Genomic DNA, 19,629 nt, shown 5'->3' on the forward strand with positions numbered 1-19,629 from the left:
GTTTTTATTACGTGCAACAGCCCCTCCGTGTCCAATTTTAGTTTACCACTTCACCTCGAAGTATGTTGCCGCAGGTCTCGCTTCGTGGACCTCTGCAACGTATTATCTGTAGCGAGAAAGTTCAGCTAACCCGCAATTCCTTGTCCTGCAAGTGATCTCCTTTTACTCCAGCTTGAAGTCGTAGTGCTTGGAATAATCCTCCTGGATGTTCAAGCGAAGCGTCCTGTTCGCCAGGTCGTAAACCGCTGTGTGCCACGTCTGCCAGAAGTTATCGGGCTGGTTGTTCCTGTCGCGCAGTTTGTAGGTATTAAAGTCCTTTTGAAGAACTTCCTTGAAATCCATGGGCGCATTGGCGATTGTCAGATTCCCTTCCGTATACTCCGTGTACCAGAACGGCTCTGTGGCCGCTTCATACATCTGGGTATATTTCACGCGCTCCATCAGGCGGGCCATTCCCGCGGCGGATTTTCCGCCCTCGGCGTAGTGCTCCTTCAGGATGGCGTAACGCTCAACGCCGCAGGCATGGGGCGTAAGGATGGGGAAGCCCTTATAGGTTTTTCCCGCAACCGTTTGCCCTGTCTTCGCTATGTGCTTTGCGTAACGAGTATTCGGCGCGTAGTTGACATAGAAATTCGTCATGATGTTGTCCGTGTCATTTCTGGCGACAAGTTCGCCGTCGATACACTCGATGATATAGGTCTCCTTCTCGTCCGCGAGCATCCAGTGAATCCCCCATGTGCCATAACCGCCGTAAATGTCCATGTTCTTCAGCAGCTCAACGCCATGCGCGGCGGATTTCGCGTGATCTAGAACGTAGCGGACGACGACCAGAGCATGAAGGCGCGGTTTGCCGTAATTGGTGGAGAGCAGGGTGGCAAAGTCCAGATCTATGGCAGGAACGACGTTGCTGTTCATGGCCACGCCGTTTTCATTGATGCCGTCAAACGTCATGTTTGGCAAGGCGAGCAGCCTGGCTTCCGAAATCCGATCAACGCCATTGGATTATTTTGCGCGTTTACGGATTCGCCTCCCGCTTCATTCTCGTTTCGCCCTGCTGCTTCAAAACTATTTTGTCGGAATATTAGGAATATTATATTTAAAATATTCCCAAATTTTTATTCGCCGCAAAGCCTCGATTTTCCTTCCAGTATAAAAAATTCGCAAAGAATATCATCGTAATTCTTTCCGTCAGCCTGCGAAGCCCTGCACGAAGAACTTGATGAAAGCGATGGTCTGCGGCTGATAGATGATATCCACCAGGAAGGCGCCGACAATCGGGACGATCATGAAGGCCTTTCTGGACATGCCGTACTTGTCCTTGACCACCGTCATGTTCACGATCGCGGAGGGCACAGCACCGAGGCCATGGCCCAGAAGGCCCGCGCACATGACTGCTGCGTCGTAGTTCTTTCCGAGGATCGGGAAAACGACGAAGATGGAAAGGAGCACCAGCACTACCACCTGCGCGGCCACGATGATAATAACCGGTCCGATCAGGTCAAGCAGCTGATACAGGTTCAGGCTCATCAGCGCCATGGAAAGATACAGGTTCAGCATGACATCGCCAGTGCCGTCCACCAGCGGGAATCTGAAATGATACCAGTGGAACTGCTCGTTCAGGTTGCGGACAAGCATAGCGACGAACATTGCGCCGACATAGGACGGGAAGCTCATTCCAATCAGCTTGCCGAGCCAGCCGGAGATCTCGGCTCCGAGCGCCATGCAGAACAGGATCGCGGTCACGTTCTTCAGGACATCCAGGTTGGTGAGCTTCTCGCCGTGTCCTGCGTTGATTTCTTCGGCGGAAGTGTCCAGGGTCTCGGAGTTGTCCGGGGTCAGGTGGTTCTTCTCGATCAGCATGCGGGCCACCGGGCCGCCCACCAAGATGCCGAAGATCAGGCCGAAGGTCGCAGCTGCTGCGCCAACGGTGATACCTGCCGGATAGCCCATCTCTGTAAAGGTGGAACCGTAGGAGCCTGCCGCTCCGTGTCCGCCAATCATGGAGATAGCACCTGCCAGAAGCGCGTAGGGATACTCAAGGCCTGTGACATTGGCGAGGCCGATGCTGATGCAGTTCTGGATGATGGAGACGATGCCGGCGATCAGCCAGTAGACGATCAGCAGGATACCGCCCTTCTTCAGAAGGGAAAGGGACGCGCCCAGGCCAACGGTGGTGAAGAACGCCACCATGAACGGACTCTGGAATGTCATGTCGAACTTGAACGCGAACGCGCCGCTCTGATGTCCGGCAAAGGAGATGAACATGAACAGGAAGCCGCCCAACACAGGAGCCGGAATGCAGTACTTCGTGAAGAAGCTCACCTTCTTCCGGATCCAGAAGCCGATCAGGAGCAGGATGGCGGCAAACGCCGTCGTCATGACCATCGTACAGCTGATATTCAATGTACCTTCAACAGTTTCAAAAGACATAAGTCCCCCCCTTTCTTACAGGAGCGGTCTCGTGAAACTCGCAATTCGCGATATCGCACATCAGCCTTTATTCAAAAAATTTAATACCTTTTCCCGAAACAGTTTGTAATAAGGACGCTCCATCAACATTGCGTGGGCGGCTCCGTCCACGATCACCAACTCCGAATCTTTTTTATTGGGAAGCGTCCTATACGCTTCAGCGCATAAGTCAGGCGACACATAGGGATCTTTAGATCCGACTATTATCAGCACAGGAGCTTTTATGCTCTCTGTCGGAATAAGTCGCACACTCTTGTGGACAAGCAAATCTCGTCTTCCACCATTGGGACTCGTATCCCTATCGTAGTGCCAGGCATTATCGATATAGGTGCTGGCCACAGTTTTTTCCACGATGTCAAAGTCTATGTCTCCATCAGTTTTCCTCTGAAAATCCGAAGCTGCAGCCTCCCAGGTATTTTTATTGAAAGGCTCCTTCACATCCTGCTCACCCAGCCCGGCTACTATAGGCGCATAAAGCACAAGGCGATGCACCATCTCCGGGTGCTTGGCGGCAAAACGACCGCTGATCACGGTTCCCCAGCTCCAGCCCAAAACATCCATGGACGCAAGATTATTTCTTTCCAATATGAGCTTCACAGCAGATGCGATATCTTCCGAAGCATAATCCGAATCCGGCATGAAGCCGTCCTTGACGCTGCCAGAATTTCCAAATCCTGCAATATCGAGCAGCCAAACCTCAAATCCGTGTTTGGCAAAATATCTCGCCAAACTGTAATCCTTGTAATCAACATCAAATTCATGGGAAGAAAATGTCACACCGTGTACGAACAAGATGGGACGCTTTATCTTTCCGTCTTGCTCTATATAACGCTCCAAATGCAGTGGCACTTCATTCCGTTCTAAGGGGATGGTTTCTCTAAGTATTTCTGCCGCTTGAGCCGGGGGCAAGCACAAAAGATTCAATAGCAGGCAGACAGATAAACTGAGCCAGGCCAGGTTTTTCCTTGCAAAAGCAATATGGTTGACACAGTTTCTTGTTATCTTTTTTGACATAACCATCCTCCTTCGCTCCCATCACTCTACATTCTGCAAGCAGGCGGCATTTACCTTTGCTTGCCAAACTTTTCTCAGCGTAACGGATGCCAAGTGAACGATAAGCCCCTTGACCTCACGCAAAAATATTCTTTGGCTGTTACGAATTTCATGCATACTGTATCTTTTGACACGCCTCAAGCGTATTTTGGATACAGGCTTCCGGAAAAAAATCTGCACGTCAAGGATTTCTTGTTTCCCCTTATTTCAATCTTTCGGATAGGCCACAATCCAGGGCTGATACCGATCTTTTTTCGGGAGGATGGAATGGTCGAACCACATAGAGAAGAACTTCGTGGCATTCATGGTGGTATAGCCGTCCTGGTTATGGTCGCAGGTATCGTAGGGGTCAGCCAGGATCAGCATATCATCCAAAGGAGATTCGGTTCCCAGGCTGTCATAGCCGATGATGACCCGCCAATGGCCTCCCCACTCCACATTCTCTACCAGAATGGGCCTGCCCTTTTCCAGATGGTACCAGACAAAATCCTTGAAATCATCGTAACGGCTGAACTTGTCCGCCTTCAGGCTGCTCTCCACCGTCCAGCCAATTTTTCCAAAGAAACTGACCATATCCTTGACATTGGTGCCGTAGGGATAAGGCCGGGTCTTCATTTCCCTGGCAAGGCTCAGTTCATCGTAGTCCTTGTTGCCGTGCCAGTAAAGCAGGGTCAGGGCTGCTGCCGGGCCACAGGTATACTCCGTGGTCTGCTGGTAGCTGGGATAATGAGGCATAACCACCCGGCGGCCGTTGATGCTTTCCAGCTGATAAACATCCAGCTTCGTAAAATATGGAGAATCATCATGATTGATTTCTGCGGGAGCAGACCAGGCTCCCTCCTGATTCGGCGCTTGTCCCGCCGGATAGGGTATCACACCTTCCCTTGCCACAGGCACGGCAAGCACCGTGCCCATGCACATCATAGAGGCCAGCAAAGCCGCTGCTAGTTTCTTCTTCATCATCTCACCCTCCACTGCTATGCGTGCTAAACAAACTCATGCTCAATTTTCACGATTCATTGACACGTTTCCCTGTGATATGCTCCGGCACCAGGGCCAGGCACTGCACTCCGGGCAGGGCGTGCTTCAGTTCTTTTCCGGACATGCTTCGTCATCCGTGGATTTCCTGCTGCACAGCGCCTGCCTTCTTTGCCGCTTCAGCACGCTGCTTCTTGCGTTCATGATAAAGCTCGTGGCGCTGCCTTCCCGCTTCGAAGGCAGCTTTGGCTTCCTCTGTAACCAATTTAAGGGGCGGCACGGTCATGGGCCGTCCGTTGCGGTCCAGGGCCACCATGGTGAAATATGCCGACAGGGCGTGCTGGGGGCCCTGCTCTGCTTCCAAAACCTCCACCTCTACATTCACAGCCACTTCCATGGAAGTATGACCAACGTAAATGACTTCGGCAGTGCAGGTAACAAGATCTCCTATCAGGATAGGGGTATGGAATTCCAGCTCATCCACCCTGGCAGTCACCACATTTGAGCGGCAGTATTTGCGGGCAGCAGCGTAAGCCGTGGAATCCATCATCTTCATCAGCTCTCCGCCATGGACATTGCCATTGGGATTTGTCTGGTTCGGCATCATCACTTCGCTCAAATAGATTTTCTCTGACATACAGCTTCACTCTCCATTCATTCAAGCTCCAACCTTCAGCCGATACCTGCAGCAGTCACCAGTCCATGTGCAAGATGAGATTCTCTTTGCCGGCACCCTCGCTTCTGCATGCATTATAAGGCCATTGTTCCAGTTTTGCCGAAGGCAAAACTTCCTCTTGGCCTTTCAACGAGGCGGGAAATATTAACTCGCCGCCTGTTAGTAAGTTACCGCCCCCACTTATAGAATTTGGGGACATCTTGTACTCGTTATAGCCTGTCTGCCTACTTCGCCCCAGCCGGGGCAAAATCCTCCCTTCAAAGCACCTTTCTGTACACATACCACGCAATGACAAACTGCACAGCCACCAGCCCTGCCAGCAGCCCAAAGGCGGCGTACAGGCTGGCAGCATGGGCCAGGGCCCCGATGGCGGCGGGGCCCATGAGTATGCCCAGATAGCCCAGGGTGCTCACGGCGGGCACGGCCAGGCCTATGGGCATATCCTTCTGCCTGCCCAGCAGGGAAAAGAACACGGGCACGATATTGGCGCTGCCCACGCCGATGGCGAAGAAGCCGGCATAAAGGAGCCAGGCCTCAGGCGCAAAGATCACTGCCAGGAAGCCTGCCAGGGCCAGGAGGCTTCCTCCCAGGATGACCCTTTTCTGGCCCATTTCCTGCACCAGCCTGTCCCCAATGAGCCGCATGGTCAGCATGGCGGCGGAAAAGACCGTGAAGCCTGTGCCCGCCAGTGACATATCAAAGCCCCGCACTGCAGTCAGGAACACGCCGCTCCAGTCCATAATGGCCCCTTCCACCAGAAAGGCAATGCAGGCGATGATGCCCACGAAGGTGACAATGCCCCTGGGCATTGCCAGCATCCTGCCCCCGGCCTCGCCGCCGTATGGCAGCAGGAAGCAGGCAAAAAAGAGGATAGCCCCTGTCATGATTCCCGCCGCTATCAGGGTGGAGGCGGTAGGGGAAAGCCCCAGGCCTCCCACCCATACACCGAACAGCCCTGCCCCGGCAAAGCCGCCCACGCTCCAGAGGCCGTGCATGCCGGACATGAGCCGCCTGCCGGAGGCTTTTTCCACTATCACCGCCTGGATATTCACCACCACATCAATGCAGCCCATGACGGCCCCAAAGAGCAGCAGCACCGGCACTGCTGCCAGGATTTCGCTTACCTAGCTCAGGAGAAACAGCAGGACAGCAAAGGCCAGGCTGGCAAAAGTCAGCACCTTCCGGCAGCCCAGCCGCACCGCTGCCGCCCCGGACAGGGGCATGGTGAGGAGGGAGCCGATGCCGATGCACAGCAATAAAAGTCCCAGAATATCCTCCCCAATGGCCAGCCTCTCACGCAAAAGCGGCACCAGGGGCGCCCAGGAGGCTGCCCCAAAGCCGCCGATAAAGAACACGGCTCTGGTGGCGTGCTGGGTCCAGATATCTGCCGCGTTGAATTCTTCCCTAATTGTCTGTGTCATTTCCATAAAAATCCTCGTTCAATAAAATAATCAAAAGTCATGGGCAATGGGCTGTCCATGCTGGCATGATAATCTGCCAGCATGACTGAAACCTCCTGTCATTCTTTCAAAAGCAAATTCCTGCCTATCTGCCGCAGCCCTGCCGCATAGTCCTGCTGGAAGGAAGCCCCCAGCCTGACTTCAGGCAGCAAGACGGCCGGCAGTTCCTCACGGCATGCAGCCATGATCTCAGCTAAGGCCGCTTCTGTCAGGCCCTCCCGGTAGAATACCACCTGATGGGGATTCCAGTAGCGCACCAGCCGCAGGATCTCCGCTGCTGCCGATTCCTTGAAATCCCCTTCCCTGTAAGGGGCAGGGTTAGCGTAGCGAAAGCCTATCTCACCGGCAATGCCGTCTTTTCCCTCATAGAGGCGCCCCTTCAGCAAGATGCCTGCCCCGGGCGGATAGCCGTGGGGCCAGTAGATGCCGATAACAGTTTCCTGCTCCGCCTGCTGCCATTGCTGGCCGTATCCCGTCACCGCTGCATTGATGTCGTTGCAGATGTGCACCGGCAGGGCAAGGGCCTCTGACAGCCTTTCCCGCAAGGCAATGCCCTGAAGCCGGGGATAATCTATGATCATCATCCTGCCGGCCACATCCACCCCCGGCACCCCCAGCAGCACCCGGCTGATTCCGGGGAACTGCTCTCTTGCCTGCTGCAAGTGCGCCAGCAGCACCTCTGCCGTTATCTCAGGGGGGAAGACTTCCTGCTGCCAGATGATTTCTCCCAGGAGATTTTCTACCGCCAGCACCAGCTTGTCCCGGCCCTGTTCCTCAAGCATATAGAGCAGCAGCGCCAGCTTCCTGTTGCGGCAGAAGGCAAACTGCCGTGCAGGCCGCCCGCCTGCCTCGCCAGGCAAGGCCGCAGCCTCCACCGCTTCCGCCTCCCCCGCTTCCACCAAAGTCTTCAGCAGGGCATTCACCGTCACCACGCTGAAGCCGGAAGCCTCCGCCAGCTGCGGCTTGGTAGCCTGCCCCAGATCCATCAGCACCCTGCGGAGCATATCCAGATTGGCCCTGCGCATATCCCTTTTGTCCATCTCACACCTCGAAAGTATGTTTATAAAGTAACTTTATAAACATACTTTATCATGTGGTTCCTGCTTTGTCAATTAAAAAAAGACCGGGGGAATCCCGGCCTCTTAGTGCTTTCTGTATTCACTTTCATAACAACTCAATAAGTTATTACCTGTCCATCTCGCGGCATATCATAATTGGTCACACCGCGCTCTGCCAAACTTCCTTTTAGCGTATGGCGTGTAAGAGCAGCATGGGCCACATTGTCCAAGTGAGTCAGATAAAGTCTGGCCTCCGGGGCAGTTTTGGCTACGCAATGGACATCTTCAGCATCCATGATAAGCCTGCCATTTTCCACGGTCTCGGCAGCACAGCAGTTGAGCGCCACCACCTCCGGCTGGTAACGCTTTAACACATCAGCCACTACTGGATACCAAACCGTATCGCCCGCCAGATAGAATGTCTTTTCTCCTTCAGCGGCAAACATTACCCCCATCGCATCGCCACAAGGAACCACGGTTCCATGGCGTGCTGGAAGTTTTGTCAGCTTTGCCTGCCCGCACATCATGCCATCTTCAGATAACACCATCACCTCACAGAAGCCTGACTTCTGAAAAGCTTCCGCGTCTTGTTGATTTTGGCAAATGACCGGAACATTCTTGTCCAGCGGCGCACCAACGGTACCGTCCATGCCCATATCGATATGGTCAGGATGCAAATGTGTTACCAGATAGTAATCCACCCCTGTCAGGATCTCTTCCATCGACATAGGTAAGTCATAAAAGGGCATGAGAAGATGCTCCTTCATCTCATCCGGCACATGATAAGGCCTGCCAGGCACATCAATAAAAGAAAACTGATGTTTCGGCATCAACCATGGATCTATAAGAAAAACCTTGCCTGCGTATTCGAGGCGATTGGTAGCATTACGGATTTGTGTCATCTTCATGGTCATACTCTCCTTTGCGTCACTAATAAATTGCGTTCGTGTTGTTATAGGTCTAGTATAATTCCCTTATTACACCGCGACAAGCAAATAAGTTCTCTATTGTAGCAACTAAAATGTTGCTGTAAAATAAAAACAAACGAAAGGAGTGCCTATTATGAATCAAAAACAAATGGAATATTTCTTGGAAGTATACCGACAGGGCAATATCCAAAATGCCGCCAACCAACTTTATGTATCACGACAGGGAGTCAGCAAGATAATAAAGACACTTGAAGACGAGCTGGGGCAACTGCTTTTTATCCGCAATCCTCACGGCCTTGTCCCCACAGACTATGCCACTGCACTTCTTCCCCATGTCCAGCGCTTGTTAGAAGAATACCGCAGCATTGAAAGCATGCGTACGCTAGCCTCGCAATCCAAAAGTGTGGTTACGGTCTATGCTCTCGACCATGTCTTTGCCTTTTTAGGAGCCAAATTCCTTTGGGATTTTCATCGTACCTTTCCGGATATAATTCTCAGCACAGTTGACACCACAGATGACACAGCCTTAAAAGGAGTCCTGGAAAAGCATTGCAACTTTGCCATTGTAACGGGAGACCTTGACCAAACCCGCTTTTACGGCGAACCGCTGTTCTTCTCCCATTACTGCGTCCGTCTTCATTGTGACCATCCCCTGGCCAAGAAGGATAGAATCACGTATAAGGACCTTGATGGCACAAGAGTTGTCAGTAAAGGGCGCGCTTATCATTGCTTCCGTCACAATATGGACAAATACATCCTGCTTCCCGGGCTGAAAATAGACCTTGTAGCCGAAACAGCCGATGAGCAGCTTATTGCCGACCTGATCCTACAGCAACAGGTTGTAAACATAGGTTATGACTACGCCGCTATGCTGAATCCACATCCAGATATTGTTGTGAAACCACTGGGCACAGAAGATGACCAAGGTCAGACCATATACCTGGCCTGGGATAAGACCACTGTACTCACTAACGCCAGCCATAATTTCCGCGATTTCCTGCTTAGATGGCTTCCTGAAAATGGTAAAGATAGAATAGTCTAACATAAGGAAGGTCTTCCATCCCATTCCAAACCAAAAGACATTGAAAGCCATACTTAGGCTCTCAATGTCTTTTGTATTTCACATATAAATAAACATCAAACTACAGAAACTGCTGTATTTCCCATACGCTCACCGTAGGTCACGAATAGTTCCCGGAAGCTCTCTATGTCCTGGCTCATGCCCACAGGGCCTAAGTGAATGATAGGCTTGCCGTAATTATTGCCCCCGGAGTAGACCATCATCCCCTGCACCATCATGAAGGTCAGGAGTTCCTTGATGGCATTTTCCCCACCTCCGTGGATATACTGCTCCGTGGCAAAAGCACCTCCCAGCTTGTAATCCAGTTTCAGCTTCCGCCAGTTCGCTTCCAGCCAAGTCTTCATCTTGGCAGTGACAGAAGCCATATAGGTGGGAGAACCAAAGATGACAAGGTAAGAGTGGGCGATATACTCAAAATCTGTCTCATCAATTTCATCAATGTGGAAGCAGGCGGGCTGCATGCCCGCATTTTTTATGCCTTCTGCAATGAAGGAAGCGGCCTTTTCCGTGGTATGGGTGCGGGAGTCGTAGATAATGGCTGCCTTCATGTATCCCCCAGTTTCCACCTGAATGGTTGAGCCACCGGCAAATGACTCAAGATTAACGGGCCAGGCCCCAGACTGATGGCACTTGTCGGCAGAGCAGTGGCAGAGGTTGAAGCACTGTACTCCCATGGCTTTCAGTTCCTTGAACGTCCTTCTGCTGCGCTCGTCTCCGGCTCCCACCAGATGGATGCCGCCCACCACGCGCACTACGTCCTTCCCCGTACGCTCTTTGACCTCAGCCACCATGTTCAGGATACCACGATGGGCACAGCCCACCACCATAGCCCAGCCTGTGCCCTCTTTCAGCAGCAAGCAGATTTCATCATCGAAGGTGTCAGGTTCCTTATCCTCACCCCGCACGAATTTTTCCGGGATGGTCTCAAAATCATAGCGGCGGGAAAAGCCCGTCAACAACATGGCATAGTTATCCAGCCGCACCGTTACCGTACTATCGCATTCAAACTGCTCAATGCCCCAGCCCGCCAAATCCTCTTTGGTGAAGCCACAGCCTTTGTAGGCATACTCACCTTTATCCTTGTTGTAGGAAAACTTCTCCTGCCAGAAATTCTTGCCGGTATAAAGAACTTTCGGCTTCACATATTCCAGCAGCGAAGGGAAGCCTCCCGCATGGTCATAGTGGGAATGGCTTAAAGCTACAAACTCCACGGCAGACAAGTCCACGCCCATCTTTTCAGCATTGCGCCAGGCAGCTCCCGTGTGGCCGCAGTCAAAGATGAACTTGCTCTGCGGTGTCTCCACATAAAATGAAAGCCCATGTTCTGCCTCCAGTTCCCAAGGGCCATCCATCACCCAGTCATTCATCAGAACCCTTAATGTATATGCAGATTCACATGCCATGATGATGCCTCCTATTTCCTCTTGAAATCTATCCACAGTATATCATGAAGCACAGAAGGAATCAGCAATCATTGTCCGGTCCCCTATACGAAAGCCAAGTCCTCACCTCTGTACTCTCAAAGATGATATGAAGCCACAGATTATTGCGGGTATACTGAATTCCTTCCTTAACCTCCCCCCGCTTCCAGCCAGCTGCTTCCAGCTTCTCTCGATAGTATTTTTCCAACTCATCCTGAGGTATATTCACCTTGTATGTCTTTATCAGCACTACCTGCTTGAATTTCTCGAAGCTGTCATCCCTAATTTCCTCAGCTCTAGGCGGAATGGCAAATTCCTCAAAAGCTGCCCGCTCCTGTGCCTTGCGGGCATCATATACATCATGATGTATCAGCACCGGCCCCAAGCCGCTCAGGGCAAAGAAAGTCAGTGCCAGAAAAAACAGCCGCACTCCCTTCCCACTGTCCTCCTGCTCGACCTCTTCCCCCATCCTGCTAACATTTGTTCTCATTTTTTCGTTTCCTTCCTGAAACATTCTGATTTACTTGAACGAAAGCGAATTTATAGCTCTCTCTACAACCTCATGGATGTGCGTATTCCACGCTTCGTAGGAAAACTTCATCAGCCAATATTCATCCTCATTGGGGCAGAAAGCCAGACACTCCACCCGAACTTCATTGCTTACGTCAGATTCAGCATCTGCCAAACGCAAGTCAGCATAGGTAACTTCCACACCATCTACCTTCCTTGTTTCAATTTTCTTTGGCACCACTTTGAGATTGAAATTCCTGCCTTCTTCCATTTCTCCCAAAACCATTATGGTCTGCAAATCAAATTTTATCTTTTTCTGCGGATCAATTCCACTGCCGTGGAAAAACTCTATGCCCAGAAGTTCGTCATCATCATTCAAGTAATTTTCCAGTTTTCTCAGCCATTGTCCCGGCCACGGTTCTAATTCATATGGTTCTCCCATGTCAAAAGGAAGCTCCATAAAGACCTTCCTTCCCTCGTCCACAGGCAACATAACCGTACGCCAACTGCCACCCGGCAGCCCCGCTACCTCTTTCCCCTCCACATCATTTGCCATGCCCGCCTCTGACTTGCAGCCCGTCATTCCAAAAGCCAGCATACCTGCCAGCAGAAAAGCCATCCATATTTTCATAGCAACCCCTTTTCTTCCATGAATCATATGCCTTCACAAAGTCCTTGTTCGTCAAACTGTGCCAGAGCCTTCTCCGCAGCGGCATAGCCCATCTCTGCAGCAGCCAGGAGGTTCCTTTTACAGCCCTCTATGTCTCCCAGCTCATGATAAGTCATGGCCATAAAGAACAGGCGGTCTTCCAGCAGGCTGCCTTCTTTTTCTGCCTCCACTAAAAGGGCATGGGCTTTTTCATGATAACGTTTTGGGTCAGCATCCACATAAGCCCCCGCCAGGTAAACCCTGGCATCATTCTGCCAGGGATTTTCCTCAGCCACAACCTTCTCAAAGCTCTCGATGGCGGTCTTCACATCACGCCATCCCACTTGATCATCCTCGAAGCAACGGATGCCGCGCACGAACAGGCACTCAATATCTCCTGCATCGGCACCTCTTTCAAAGCACTCTGCAGCCTTGTCCAAATCCTTCTCACTACCAATGCCATTCATATAGCAGTGCCCCAATTCAGCCCATGCCTCGGCTGCACCTTGAGCTGCAGCTTTTTCAAAATAACGTAACGCCATTTCACCGTCTGTCTCCGGGCCATTAGCGTAGAGAAGTCCCAGGAAGTACCAGCCCATGCTCCTGTCATCGGCAAAATTCGCCAATGTGGCATTGAGAAACCACTCCTTGGCCGCCTTGATATCCCCATTATCACGGTAGAAAATCCCCAGTTTAATCATAGCCATGCCACATTTCTCTGCGGCCATGTGTTTCCAAATGGCAAGCATGCCCTCTACATCACCGGCCTCCTCGCAGTCCCTTGCACGCTGCAAGTCCTTCAGCCATATTTCCTTTTGGTCGATTTCCTCTGCCTCTCGTCTTTCTATCGAAGTCATTCCTTCATAACACTGGGCAGCAATTTCCTTATTAAGCAAGCTTCGGAAAGTATCTCCCTCCGTGGCCTTCTCCACCTTGCCGAGAAGACGTTGGAAGAAAGATGGCTTGTTGGCCTTGCGTCCTTCCTTCCATTCGAGTTTCATCAGCCACTTGCCAGCATGCATGATAGACTCAGTCTGATATTTCTCACCCAGTTCATTGTCCACAGGAAAACCAGCATAGCCCTCGAAGCACACCTCTGTCATCAGCCATTCCAAAAGTCCACGGATATAAGTAGGCAGAAAAGCCTCCTCTTCCTCCGCAACCATTTCCTCCCGAATGCTACGGGCCGCAAAGGCCACATCCTTATCTGTGCCTCTGCCATAGAGCTTGCAGTAGCACATCTGTGGGATAATCACCTCCGGGGAAAGATTCCCCTCGCCAGCAGCAATCTCATGCAGGACTCTTTTTCCGAAATTATACGCCCGTGCAAAATCCTGCTCAGTGCCAATTCCCCAGAAACAGCAGTCTGCCGCCTGCCACAGGGAGAGAAGGTGCCCTTCCTCTGCCAAGGGAAGGAAATACTCCTCGAAAGCCTCATCTGGAGCTGCACCACAGCCCTCTCCCCAACGCTTCATAAAGCCCAGGCTGTAGCTAGCCATCTCAGATCCTAACGCTGCAGCTTTTTCGTAATAGATGAGAGCTTTCTCATATTCTTCCTTGTCATAGTGCTTTTCCCCTTTCAAATATAAAGACTGCGCTTCACTATCCGCATGGGCAGGAAAACTTTTATCCATTCTCTTGCACGCTCCTCTTCTGCATCTAAACCAGATTTGTTGCTGAGATTAAAATACGTTCGTCCACATTGTACGATGAATTTATTAAATTTCCCTTAGATTTATGACAATTTCCATATACGGCATTATTTCCTTCAACAGCTGCCACAGGAACTTTTCCCAAGCCAATTTGCTGATACATAAATAATAGGGGGACTGCTTCGGGCAGCCCCCCTATTTGCCATCCAGGATGTTAATTATTAACACTAACATCACTCTCTACAAAACTTTCTAGCATGGGCAAACTTCTTGTTTTTAGCCGTTTTCTCCTGCTATCCCCTTCATACTTCTTTATATTTCCTCCTCAATTTTCATACTCTGACTTACTTGTGACTTACTGCTGACATACTCTGAAAGCGGTACATTTCAAGAATTTTTCAATATGGAAAGGCATTCGTGACGTACTAAAAGGGATATATGCGCCTGTATCAAATTTTTGGTACAGATTTTCTTTTTGTGAAAAGGCTGCCGCCATGGCTCGTTACAGTCCATGCTATAAACAGTTACGGCCCACCACCTGGGAAAGCTGCAAATGCTCTCATGTAGTGCGTCCTTTACACGGAACGTCAGCCCGCTATGGGGGTTCGATGGTTGCCCTCGTCCTTGAGGGGCGATTATGAATAGTGCCCATCCGTGGGCACGGTCATCCTTGACGACTTTTGGTGCCCCCGTCCCTGGGGGCACGGCCCGCAGCTGGCACTCGGCAGGGCTGTCACGGAGCTTTGGTGGGCACGTCGCCCACGTCGCTCCGTCACAGCCCTGCCGATAGCTACGCTTCGGAAGGCGGGAGTTCGCCTCCGGGGTACGGGGCTGCGGATTGCTATAGCAGTTTCCACCGCGCCACGGCGTTTCGGTTCGTCCGCCGATAATGCCTTTACGCCTATCAGCGGCGGAGGGCGGTTGTTTTCCTGCCCTTCGCTTTGGCTTCGCCCCCGATAGGCAGCATTATCGTCAGACGGCTGGCGCTTCACGCTTATGCTTGCCCCGCGAAGCTGTACGGCCCGCCGTCCGTGGCGGGCCTCTGCCGTGCTCGTTGCAGTTTCTCCCTGCTGGCTTCCCTCAGAGGGTTCTTGCCGGACAGCACCACAGCCATGACGGTTCTTCGGCGGCAGCCAGAGCTGCCAACTACGCCCCGCCATGGCTGGAGTGCTGCCGTATTTGCTCCGTTCGCACTCCTTCCGTGCTCGGTGGCCTGCCTGGCTGGGGGCTCCTTTGTCGCCCTTTTTCCAGCCAGGTAGACCTCCTCCCACTGCAGGAGAGTCTCACTCAGCTGCACTCACAGGTTGCCGGGCACAGGTTCAGGGCGGGGTTCTGTCTCCGCTTCGCTACGCCATTCAGCCCGCCCTTCACCCGTGCCATTACGCACCATCGGGGGTTGGGAGGAGAGAGTACTCATGCTAATCCGTGAGCACGGGGCAAGCGAAACTAAAGAAAACAACCACACCCATTCGTAAGCATGACTCATAAGGTCGCCAATGAACTGATAAGCCCGGCGGAGGTGTCCGCCGGGTTCAAAATAGCTTTTGGGTTCGTCACTACTGGGGAGGGCGGTGCCGTCAATGATGGCCTAAAGGCCACTGCCAGAGGCGGCGCAAAGTGTCATTGACCGCCCCGCTAAGGTCTCGGTGTTGAAACCTGGTAGAATGATTCCTATGACATAATAGCTGCAATTTTTACGAGCATTAGTTACGAGAATATTTATTCTATGAGTTTATTCGAGCTTCAAAAGTGTGCAGCAATCATATTTTTATACAAAATGATAATTTTGCCTATGCAGCTAGCATTTTTCTTTTGTTTTTTTACTTGACATTTTCTTTAGCTGCGTTTATACTAAGCTTACGATATAAGTACATGAGCGAACGAAAGGAAGATATGCCATGAACATTAGAGTCAGTAAACATTTGAAGGATATGGCCAGTGTCAACCCAACCAAACAATCGCAATTACTCCCTGTACAAACTATCAATACAATGATCGACCATAAGCAAATTGTACTCCCGTTATATCAGCGCGATGTGAGTTGGACTGTCAAACAATCGGTGGAGCTTTTGAATTATGAAATCTTAGGAAAAGCCCCCGTAGCGCCACTTTCATTCAATAAGATTGAGAAAAACGAACAGCAAACTACACTTGTTACATTTATCGATCGCACTATGCTTGAAATCGACGAATATAATAATGTCTCATGGTCTGTCGTTGATGGCCAGCAGCGTATTACAACAAATTACAAAGCATACATCGACCACCCTGATTTTCGTAATGTAGTATTAGACATTACTCGCGGAAAATTCATTGAGACAAACACCACATTCAAAGAAGGACAAATTCCTGTAGGGAAACTTTTTAACAAATCTGATGATGTGTTCTATGCAGCTACAGAAGACTATGACAGGCCCGCGTTCCAGGTTCTTCAAAGTGTTCGTAATAAATATCAGCAGTATAACTTCACAATCAATCTTGCAACCGACTTGAATGAAGAAGAACAAATTCGTTGGTTTGAGGTTCTTAATAATGCCGGAAGCAAGGTCAGCGTTGTTCAAATGCGTTTCTCTAGACTCAAGGCACAAGGGTTTGATATTTATGATTACACTAGCTCTTACAAAAATGCAATCATAAGTGCTAACCCAGACTACGCAGCATTCTTCAAACCCCAGAAGACCAGTGTTTCCTATCCTGTTTCTGCGCTCAATGCTGCATTTGAAAAAATCACCGGGCGTGTTCATGAGAGGCATTATACCCCAATGCCTAGCGATACAAAGGAAAATCAGCTCTGTAGGCTGGGTGCAGATAAACTGAAGGAATGTTGCACCATGACTCTTGATTCCTTGAACTATACACTTGATTTCATCACTAATCATAGGCTTGAACAGCCAAATCGAATGGATCACATCAATTACCTTGTAGGTTATTTTGTTTACAATGGTAAAAATCCATCTGTGGAAGACGAAGCCAAATTATGTCGCTGGTTTAGTGAGACAGATTTCACTAACACCAGCAATAGCGAGCGGCGTGAAATTTATCGTAAACTTCTAATAAAAGAAGATTAAAACAATCATTTAAAAATGCGGACAACTAGCAAATCGATGTTAGTTGTCCGCATTTTTTATTTCTAAATCTGCATGAGCATAACAAGAGGGGGAGGGGCTGCCCGTCCCTATAATTTGCCGCTGTCTTATATATATTAACACCCCGTACAAGAAAAACCCCGATTCCTCGGGGTCTCATGCCTTTTCCTACTCTATCTCCAGCAAACTCCTCCGCAGCCTGTCTGCGATATCCTTCCTCTCCACAATGCTGGGGGTGCAGACGTATCTTGTGGCCCTGGCTCTGCCCATTTTTGTTAGGAGGCCGCTTTCTGTGAGGCTTGCCAAAACCTTTCTTACCTGATACATGGTAAGCCCGGTAGCTGCTTCCAGTTCGGGTACGCTGACCCCGCCCTTGCTTTTGAAGATGAATTCATAAATCATCTTTTCTTTCTCATCAAATTCCGGGTGAGATTCCAGCGGGGCAGCAATCCAGAGCTTCAGGGTGGTGCTGGAGAGGTTAGTCTTGATTTCCGGGGCGCGGAATCTGTTGGCCACGGCAAAATTTAGCAGAGTGGCGCCTCCAGTGCCTGCCCGGTCTAAAATACCCATGTTGCGGAAGAAACCTATGAGGGTGGTGTTGCGTGGCCTGGTGATACCGCCTATGAAAAACTGGCTTTCCGGCACCAGCATTTTGCCGGGGTTGGCGAAGGTGTAATAAAGGTCTTCAACAGTAACCTTCACGTCCGTTTCCCAATCAAAATAATCAGCGTGTATCAGCATATTGGCCAGGGCCTCGCGCAAAGCCTCCCGAAGCTCTGCAGGAGATTTTCTCTCGCTGTTCTGGTCAAGCTCAAAGGAATCCTGAATGGTAGCCCTCAGCTTTTCCCGCACCAGCTGGAAGAACTCAAATACATTCAGCTCAGGATAGGCCAAATCTCCAGTGCAGATCCTGTCACTCCAGCGTATTTTTCCCTCAGCGTACCTGTGGTTCAGATATTCCAGATGGAAGTGTGGGAATTTCTGCCTGATAGCCTGATATTTGCCAAAGAACAGCAGACAGGCCACAGTCATTTTCGGCTTGCGCTGGTCACGCCGGTCAATCTGATAAGCACCTATCTGCAGCAGGAAATCCAAATTGTCCATGGCCAGATAATTTTTTGAAGGATTACGGCCATGCAGGTGGTTCTTGAAGGCTAGCACGCTTTGTAACTGTTCAGTCGCCTCTTGAACCCATTTAAGAAATTTATTGAAACTGAAGTTGTCAATAATAGTTGACACTTTTTTTACAAGAAATTAACTCTATGCCACTGCCTTAAGAGAATCGTAGTACCTCTCAAGCTTAATCCTTGGGGGCATTCCACCTATGGCAGAGCAGATACGGCGGTTATTCCAGTAGGATTCATAATACCGCCAGATAAGGCTTTTTACCTCTGCTACCGTCATTCTGGTGGTATCGTACCGACCATAGAGAAGCTCTTCCTTCATCCTGCCCCACATGCTTTCACAACGGGCATTATCATGGCACCGGCCACCATCACTGTTCATGCTTTGGATAAAGCCGTGCCTCTTCATGGCAGCACGGTAATCATTGCTGGTATATTGGCTCCCTCGGTCAGAGTGGATTATAGCCCCAGATAACTCAGGATGCTTGTTATGAGCATCGCTTAAAGTCTTTATGCATAGCTCGGCACGCATATTTGTATCCATGGCTAACCCCAAAACTTCTAAATGGTAGCAGTCAAAAATTGCTGAGACGTACAGTTTGCCTCCTTTGACGGGAATTTCTGTCATATCTGTGATGCACTTTGTATAAGGCGTATCTGCCAGAAAATCCCGTTTCAACAAGTCGTCAGATTTCCTTGCATTTTTATCAGCTTTAGTAATGCCGTTAGGTTTTCGTCTTGTTTTGTGGGTAAGCCCCATCTTGGTCATTATGCGGTATATTGTGGTCATGCTGGGGAGGTCATCGTTCGGATGCTTCAGCAGGAGTGCTTCCCATATACGCTTTTTACCATAGCTGTCATTCCAGTCATCCTCAGCTATAATCTCCCGTATTTCCTGGGCTATCGCAGCGTGTTTCCACGGCTTTTTTGCTGGGGCCATAAATTTATAGAAGCCCTGCCGGCTAACGCCTAGCCACCGACAATAACGGGCTACCTTATGTTTGCTCGTGCCGTCAGATAGCTTTTGAGCCAGGAAGTTCATCCTTTCTTTTTTGCGTACTTCTGACGGCTGGCGGCAAAAAAAGCGGAAGCTTCTTCAAGAAATTCATTTTTTTGGCTCAGTAAATTTTCTTGTGGGATTTAATACCTCACAGAGCTTGCCCTTAGGATATTCCTCTGCCCATTGCGGCTCATGTCCAGCAGCTTGAGGAAGAAATATTCATCATCTGGAAGCCCGTAGCACATACGACGCAGGGTCTTAATCTTGTTGTTTATGCCCTCCATCTTGCCAGAGGCTATGGGAATGCTGGCATGTGAGATAATTCCCTCGATGTGGCTGTCAAGCAGTTTAGCAAACCATAGAAAATGGCTGTTCCTGGTGTGCTTGCAGTAATTGCTCATTCGTTCCACCACCTCCCTCATGGCGTTTTCATCCCGTTGTATGTAGGCATCATCCAGCATATCCCACACAATCTCCACGTCA

Annotated in this window: 17 protein-coding genes and 1 pseudogene; 2 read left to right on the top strand and 16 right to left on the bottom strand. The window is 50.4% G+C overall.

Annotated elements, in window-relative coordinates; genetic code table 11:
• Positions 1–162 precede the first annotated feature (162 nt).
• The 8 genes and pseudogenes from BLW59_RS12970 to BLW59_RS13010 all read right to left on the bottom strand — a co-directional run bounded on the left by BLW59_RS12970 (position 163) and on the right by BLW59_RS13010 (position 8,602).
• Positions 163–960, bottom strand: a complete 798-nt coding sequence (locus BLW59_RS12970) for a linear amide C-N hydrolase (protein WP_175463441.1) — start codon at positions 958–960, stop codon at positions 163–165.
• A gap of 228 nt (positions 961–1,188) precedes the next feature.
• The gene (gltS, locus tag BLW59_RS12975) at positions 1,189–2,430 is read right to left on the bottom strand and encodes a sodium/glutamate symporter (RefSeq protein ID WP_029544720.1); all 1,242 of its coding nucleotides are present in this window, start codon (positions 2,428–2,430) and stop codon (positions 1,189–1,191) included.
• Positions 2,431–2,490: 60 nt separating this feature from the next.
• Positions 2,491–3,483 (bottom strand): alpha/beta fold hydrolase, encoded by a 993-nt coding sequence (locus BLW59_RS12980; RefSeq protein ID WP_081348530.1) that lies wholly within the window; start codon positions 3,481–3,483, stop codon positions 2,491–2,493.
• 246 nt (positions 3,484–3,729) lie between these two features.
• Positions 3,730–4,482 carry a C39 family peptidase gene (locus BLW59_RS12985; RefSeq protein ID WP_074698109.1) on the bottom strand — a complete coding sequence of 251 codons (753 nt, stop codon included), beginning with the start codon at positions 4,480–4,482 and terminating at the stop codon, positions 3,730–3,732.
• Positions 4,483–4,633: 151 nt separating this feature from the next.
• A complete protein-coding gene (locus BLW59_RS12990; protein ID WP_074698110.1) occupies positions 4,634–5,137 on the bottom strand; it encodes an acyl-CoA thioesterase in 504 nt (167 codons plus the stop codon).
• Between the two features lie 296 nt (positions 5,138–5,433).
• A pseudogene (locus BLW59_RS13000) lies at positions 5,434–6,603 on the bottom strand (MFS transporter).
• A 92-nt stretch (positions 6,604–6,695) separates the two neighbouring features.
• On the bottom strand, positions 6,696–7,676 hold the full coding sequence (locus BLW59_RS13005) for an ROK family protein (protein ID WP_074698112.1): 981 nt from the start codon (positions 7,674–7,676) through the stop codon (positions 6,696–6,698).
• A gap of 134 nt (positions 7,677–7,810) precedes the next feature.
• Positions 7,811–8,602: an MBL fold metallo-hydrolase gene (locus BLW59_RS13010; protein ID WP_029544731.1), complete on the bottom strand. Its 792-nt coding sequence runs from the start codon at positions 8,600–8,602 to the stop codon at positions 7,811–7,813.
• A gap of 154 nt (positions 8,603–8,756) precedes the next feature.
• Between BLW59_RS13010 and BLW59_RS13015 the strand changes: the two genes are divergently transcribed.
• Positions 8,757–9,665, top strand: coding sequence for a LysR family transcriptional regulator (locus BLW59_RS13015; protein ID WP_074698113.1), 909 nt, complete (start codon positions 8,757–8,759; stop codon positions 9,663–9,665).
• Between the two features lie 95 nt (positions 9,666–9,760).
• Here BLW59_RS13015 and BLW59_RS18155 read toward each other — a convergent pair whose 3' ends face one another.
• The 5 genes from BLW59_RS18155 to BLW59_RS17460 form a co-directional block, all read right to left on the bottom strand.
• Entirely contained in the window at positions 9,761–11,107 is a 1,347-nt protein-coding gene (locus tag BLW59_RS18155) for a flavodoxin domain-containing protein (RefSeq protein WP_318258573.1), read from the bottom strand.
• A 61-nt stretch (positions 11,108–11,168) separates the two neighbouring features.
• Positions 11,169–11,615 carry a hypothetical protein gene (locus BLW59_RS13030; protein WP_139283676.1) on the bottom strand — a complete coding sequence of 149 codons (447 nt, stop codon included), beginning with the start codon at positions 11,613–11,615 and terminating at the stop codon, positions 11,169–11,171.
• Between the two features lie 30 nt (positions 11,616–11,645).
• Entirely contained in the window at positions 11,646–12,266 is a 621-nt protein-coding gene (locus BLW59_RS13035) for a hypothetical protein (RefSeq protein ID WP_074698115.1), read from the bottom strand.
• A gap of 23 nt (positions 12,267–12,289) precedes the next feature.
• On the bottom strand, positions 12,290–13,918 hold the full coding sequence (locus tag BLW59_RS13040) for a tetratricopeptide repeat protein (protein WP_074698116.1): 1,629 nt from the start codon (positions 13,916–13,918) through the stop codon (positions 12,290–12,292).
• A 653-nt stretch (positions 13,919–14,571) separates the two neighbouring features.
• A complete protein-coding gene (locus BLW59_RS17460) occupies positions 14,572–15,096 on the bottom strand; it encodes a hypothetical protein (RefSeq protein WP_139283677.1) in 525 nt (174 codons plus the stop codon).
• A gap of 738 nt (positions 15,097–15,834) precedes the next feature.
• Here BLW59_RS17460 and BLW59_RS13050 point away from each other — a divergent pair.
• On the top strand, positions 15,835–17,004 hold the full coding sequence (locus BLW59_RS13050; protein WP_081348531.1) for a DUF262 domain-containing protein: 1,170 nt from the start codon (positions 15,835–15,837) through the stop codon (positions 17,002–17,004).
• 186 nt (positions 17,005–17,190) lie between these two features.
• On the opposite strand, the gene BLW59_RS13055 is transcribed toward BLW59_RS13050, so the two are convergent.
• The 3 genes from BLW59_RS13055 to BLW59_RS13065 all read right to left on the bottom strand — a co-directional run.
• A complete protein-coding gene (locus BLW59_RS13055; RefSeq protein ID WP_074698118.1) occupies positions 17,191–18,183 on the bottom strand; it encodes a hypothetical protein in 993 nt (330 codons plus the stop codon).
• A gap of 99 nt (positions 18,184–18,282) precedes the next feature.
• On the bottom strand, positions 18,283–19,188 hold the full coding sequence (locus BLW59_RS13060; protein WP_074698119.1) for an IS3 family transposase: 906 nt from the start codon (positions 19,186–19,188) through the stop codon (positions 18,283–18,285).
• 98 nt (positions 19,189–19,286) lie between these two features.
• Positions 19,287–19,629 (bottom strand): transposase (locus BLW59_RS13065; protein ID WP_139283679.1); only part of this gene is annotated, 343 nt, incomplete at its 5' end.

This window comes from Selenomonas sp. KH1T6 (assembly GCF_900108415.1).
In the GTDB taxonomy this organism is placed as follows: domain Bacteria; phylum Bacillota; class Negativicutes; order Selenomonadales; family Selenomonadaceae; genus Selenomonas_B; species Selenomonas_B ruminantium_A.

Coding starts and splice junctions, on each gene's coding strand:
- BLW59_RS12980 (WP_081348530.1), bottom strand. CDS start 3,483: ATGTCAAAAAAGATAACAAGAAACTGTGTCAACCATATTGCTTTTGCA.
- BLW59_RS12990 (WP_074698110.1), bottom strand. CDS start 5,137: ATGTCAGAGAAAATCTATTTGAGCGAAGTGATGATGCCGAACCAGACA.
- BLW59_RS13035 (WP_074698115.1), bottom strand. CDS start 12,266: ATGAAAATATGGATGGCTTTTCTGCTGGCAGGTATGCTGGCTTTTGGA.
- BLW59_RS12985 (WP_074698109.1), bottom strand. CDS start 4,482: ATGAAGAAGAAACTAGCAGCGGCTTTGCTGGCCTCTATGATGTGCATG.
- BLW59_RS13030 (WP_139283676.1), bottom strand. CDS start 11,615: ATGAGAACAAATGTTAGCAGGATGGGGGAAGAGGTCGAGCAGGAGGAC.
- BLW59_RS13005 (WP_074698112.1), bottom strand. CDS start 7,676: ATGGACAAAAGGGATATGCGCAGGGCCAATCTGGATATGCTCCGCAGG.
- BLW59_RS13040 (WP_074698116.1), bottom strand. CDS start 13,918: ATGGATAAAAGTTTTCCTGCCCATGCGGATAGTGAAGCGCAGTCTTTA.
- BLW59_RS13060 (WP_074698119.1), bottom strand. CDS start 19,188: ATGAACTTCCTGGCTCAAAAGCTATCTGACGGCACGAGCAAACATAAG.
- BLW59_RS13050 (WP_081348531.1), top strand. CDS start 15,835: ATGAACATTAGAGTCAGTAAACATTTGAAGGATATGGCCAGTGTCAAC.
- BLW59_RS18155 (WP_318258573.1), bottom strand. CDS start 11,107: ATGGCATGTGAATCTGCATATACATTAAGGGTTCTGATGAATGACTGG.
- gltS (WP_029544720.1), bottom strand. CDS start 2,430: ATGTCTTTTGAAACTGTTGAAGGTACATTGAATATCAGCTGTACGATG.
- BLW59_RS17460 (WP_139283677.1), bottom strand. CDS start 15,096: ATGGCGGGGCGTAGTTGGCAGCTCTGGCTGCCGCCGAAGAACCGTCAT.
- BLW59_RS13015 (WP_074698113.1), top strand. CDS start 8,757: ATGAATCAAAAACAAATGGAATATTTCTTGGAAGTATACCGACAGGGC.
- BLW59_RS13010 (WP_029544731.1), bottom strand. CDS start 8,602: ATGAAGATGACACAAATCCGTAATGCTACCAATCGCCTCGAATACGCA.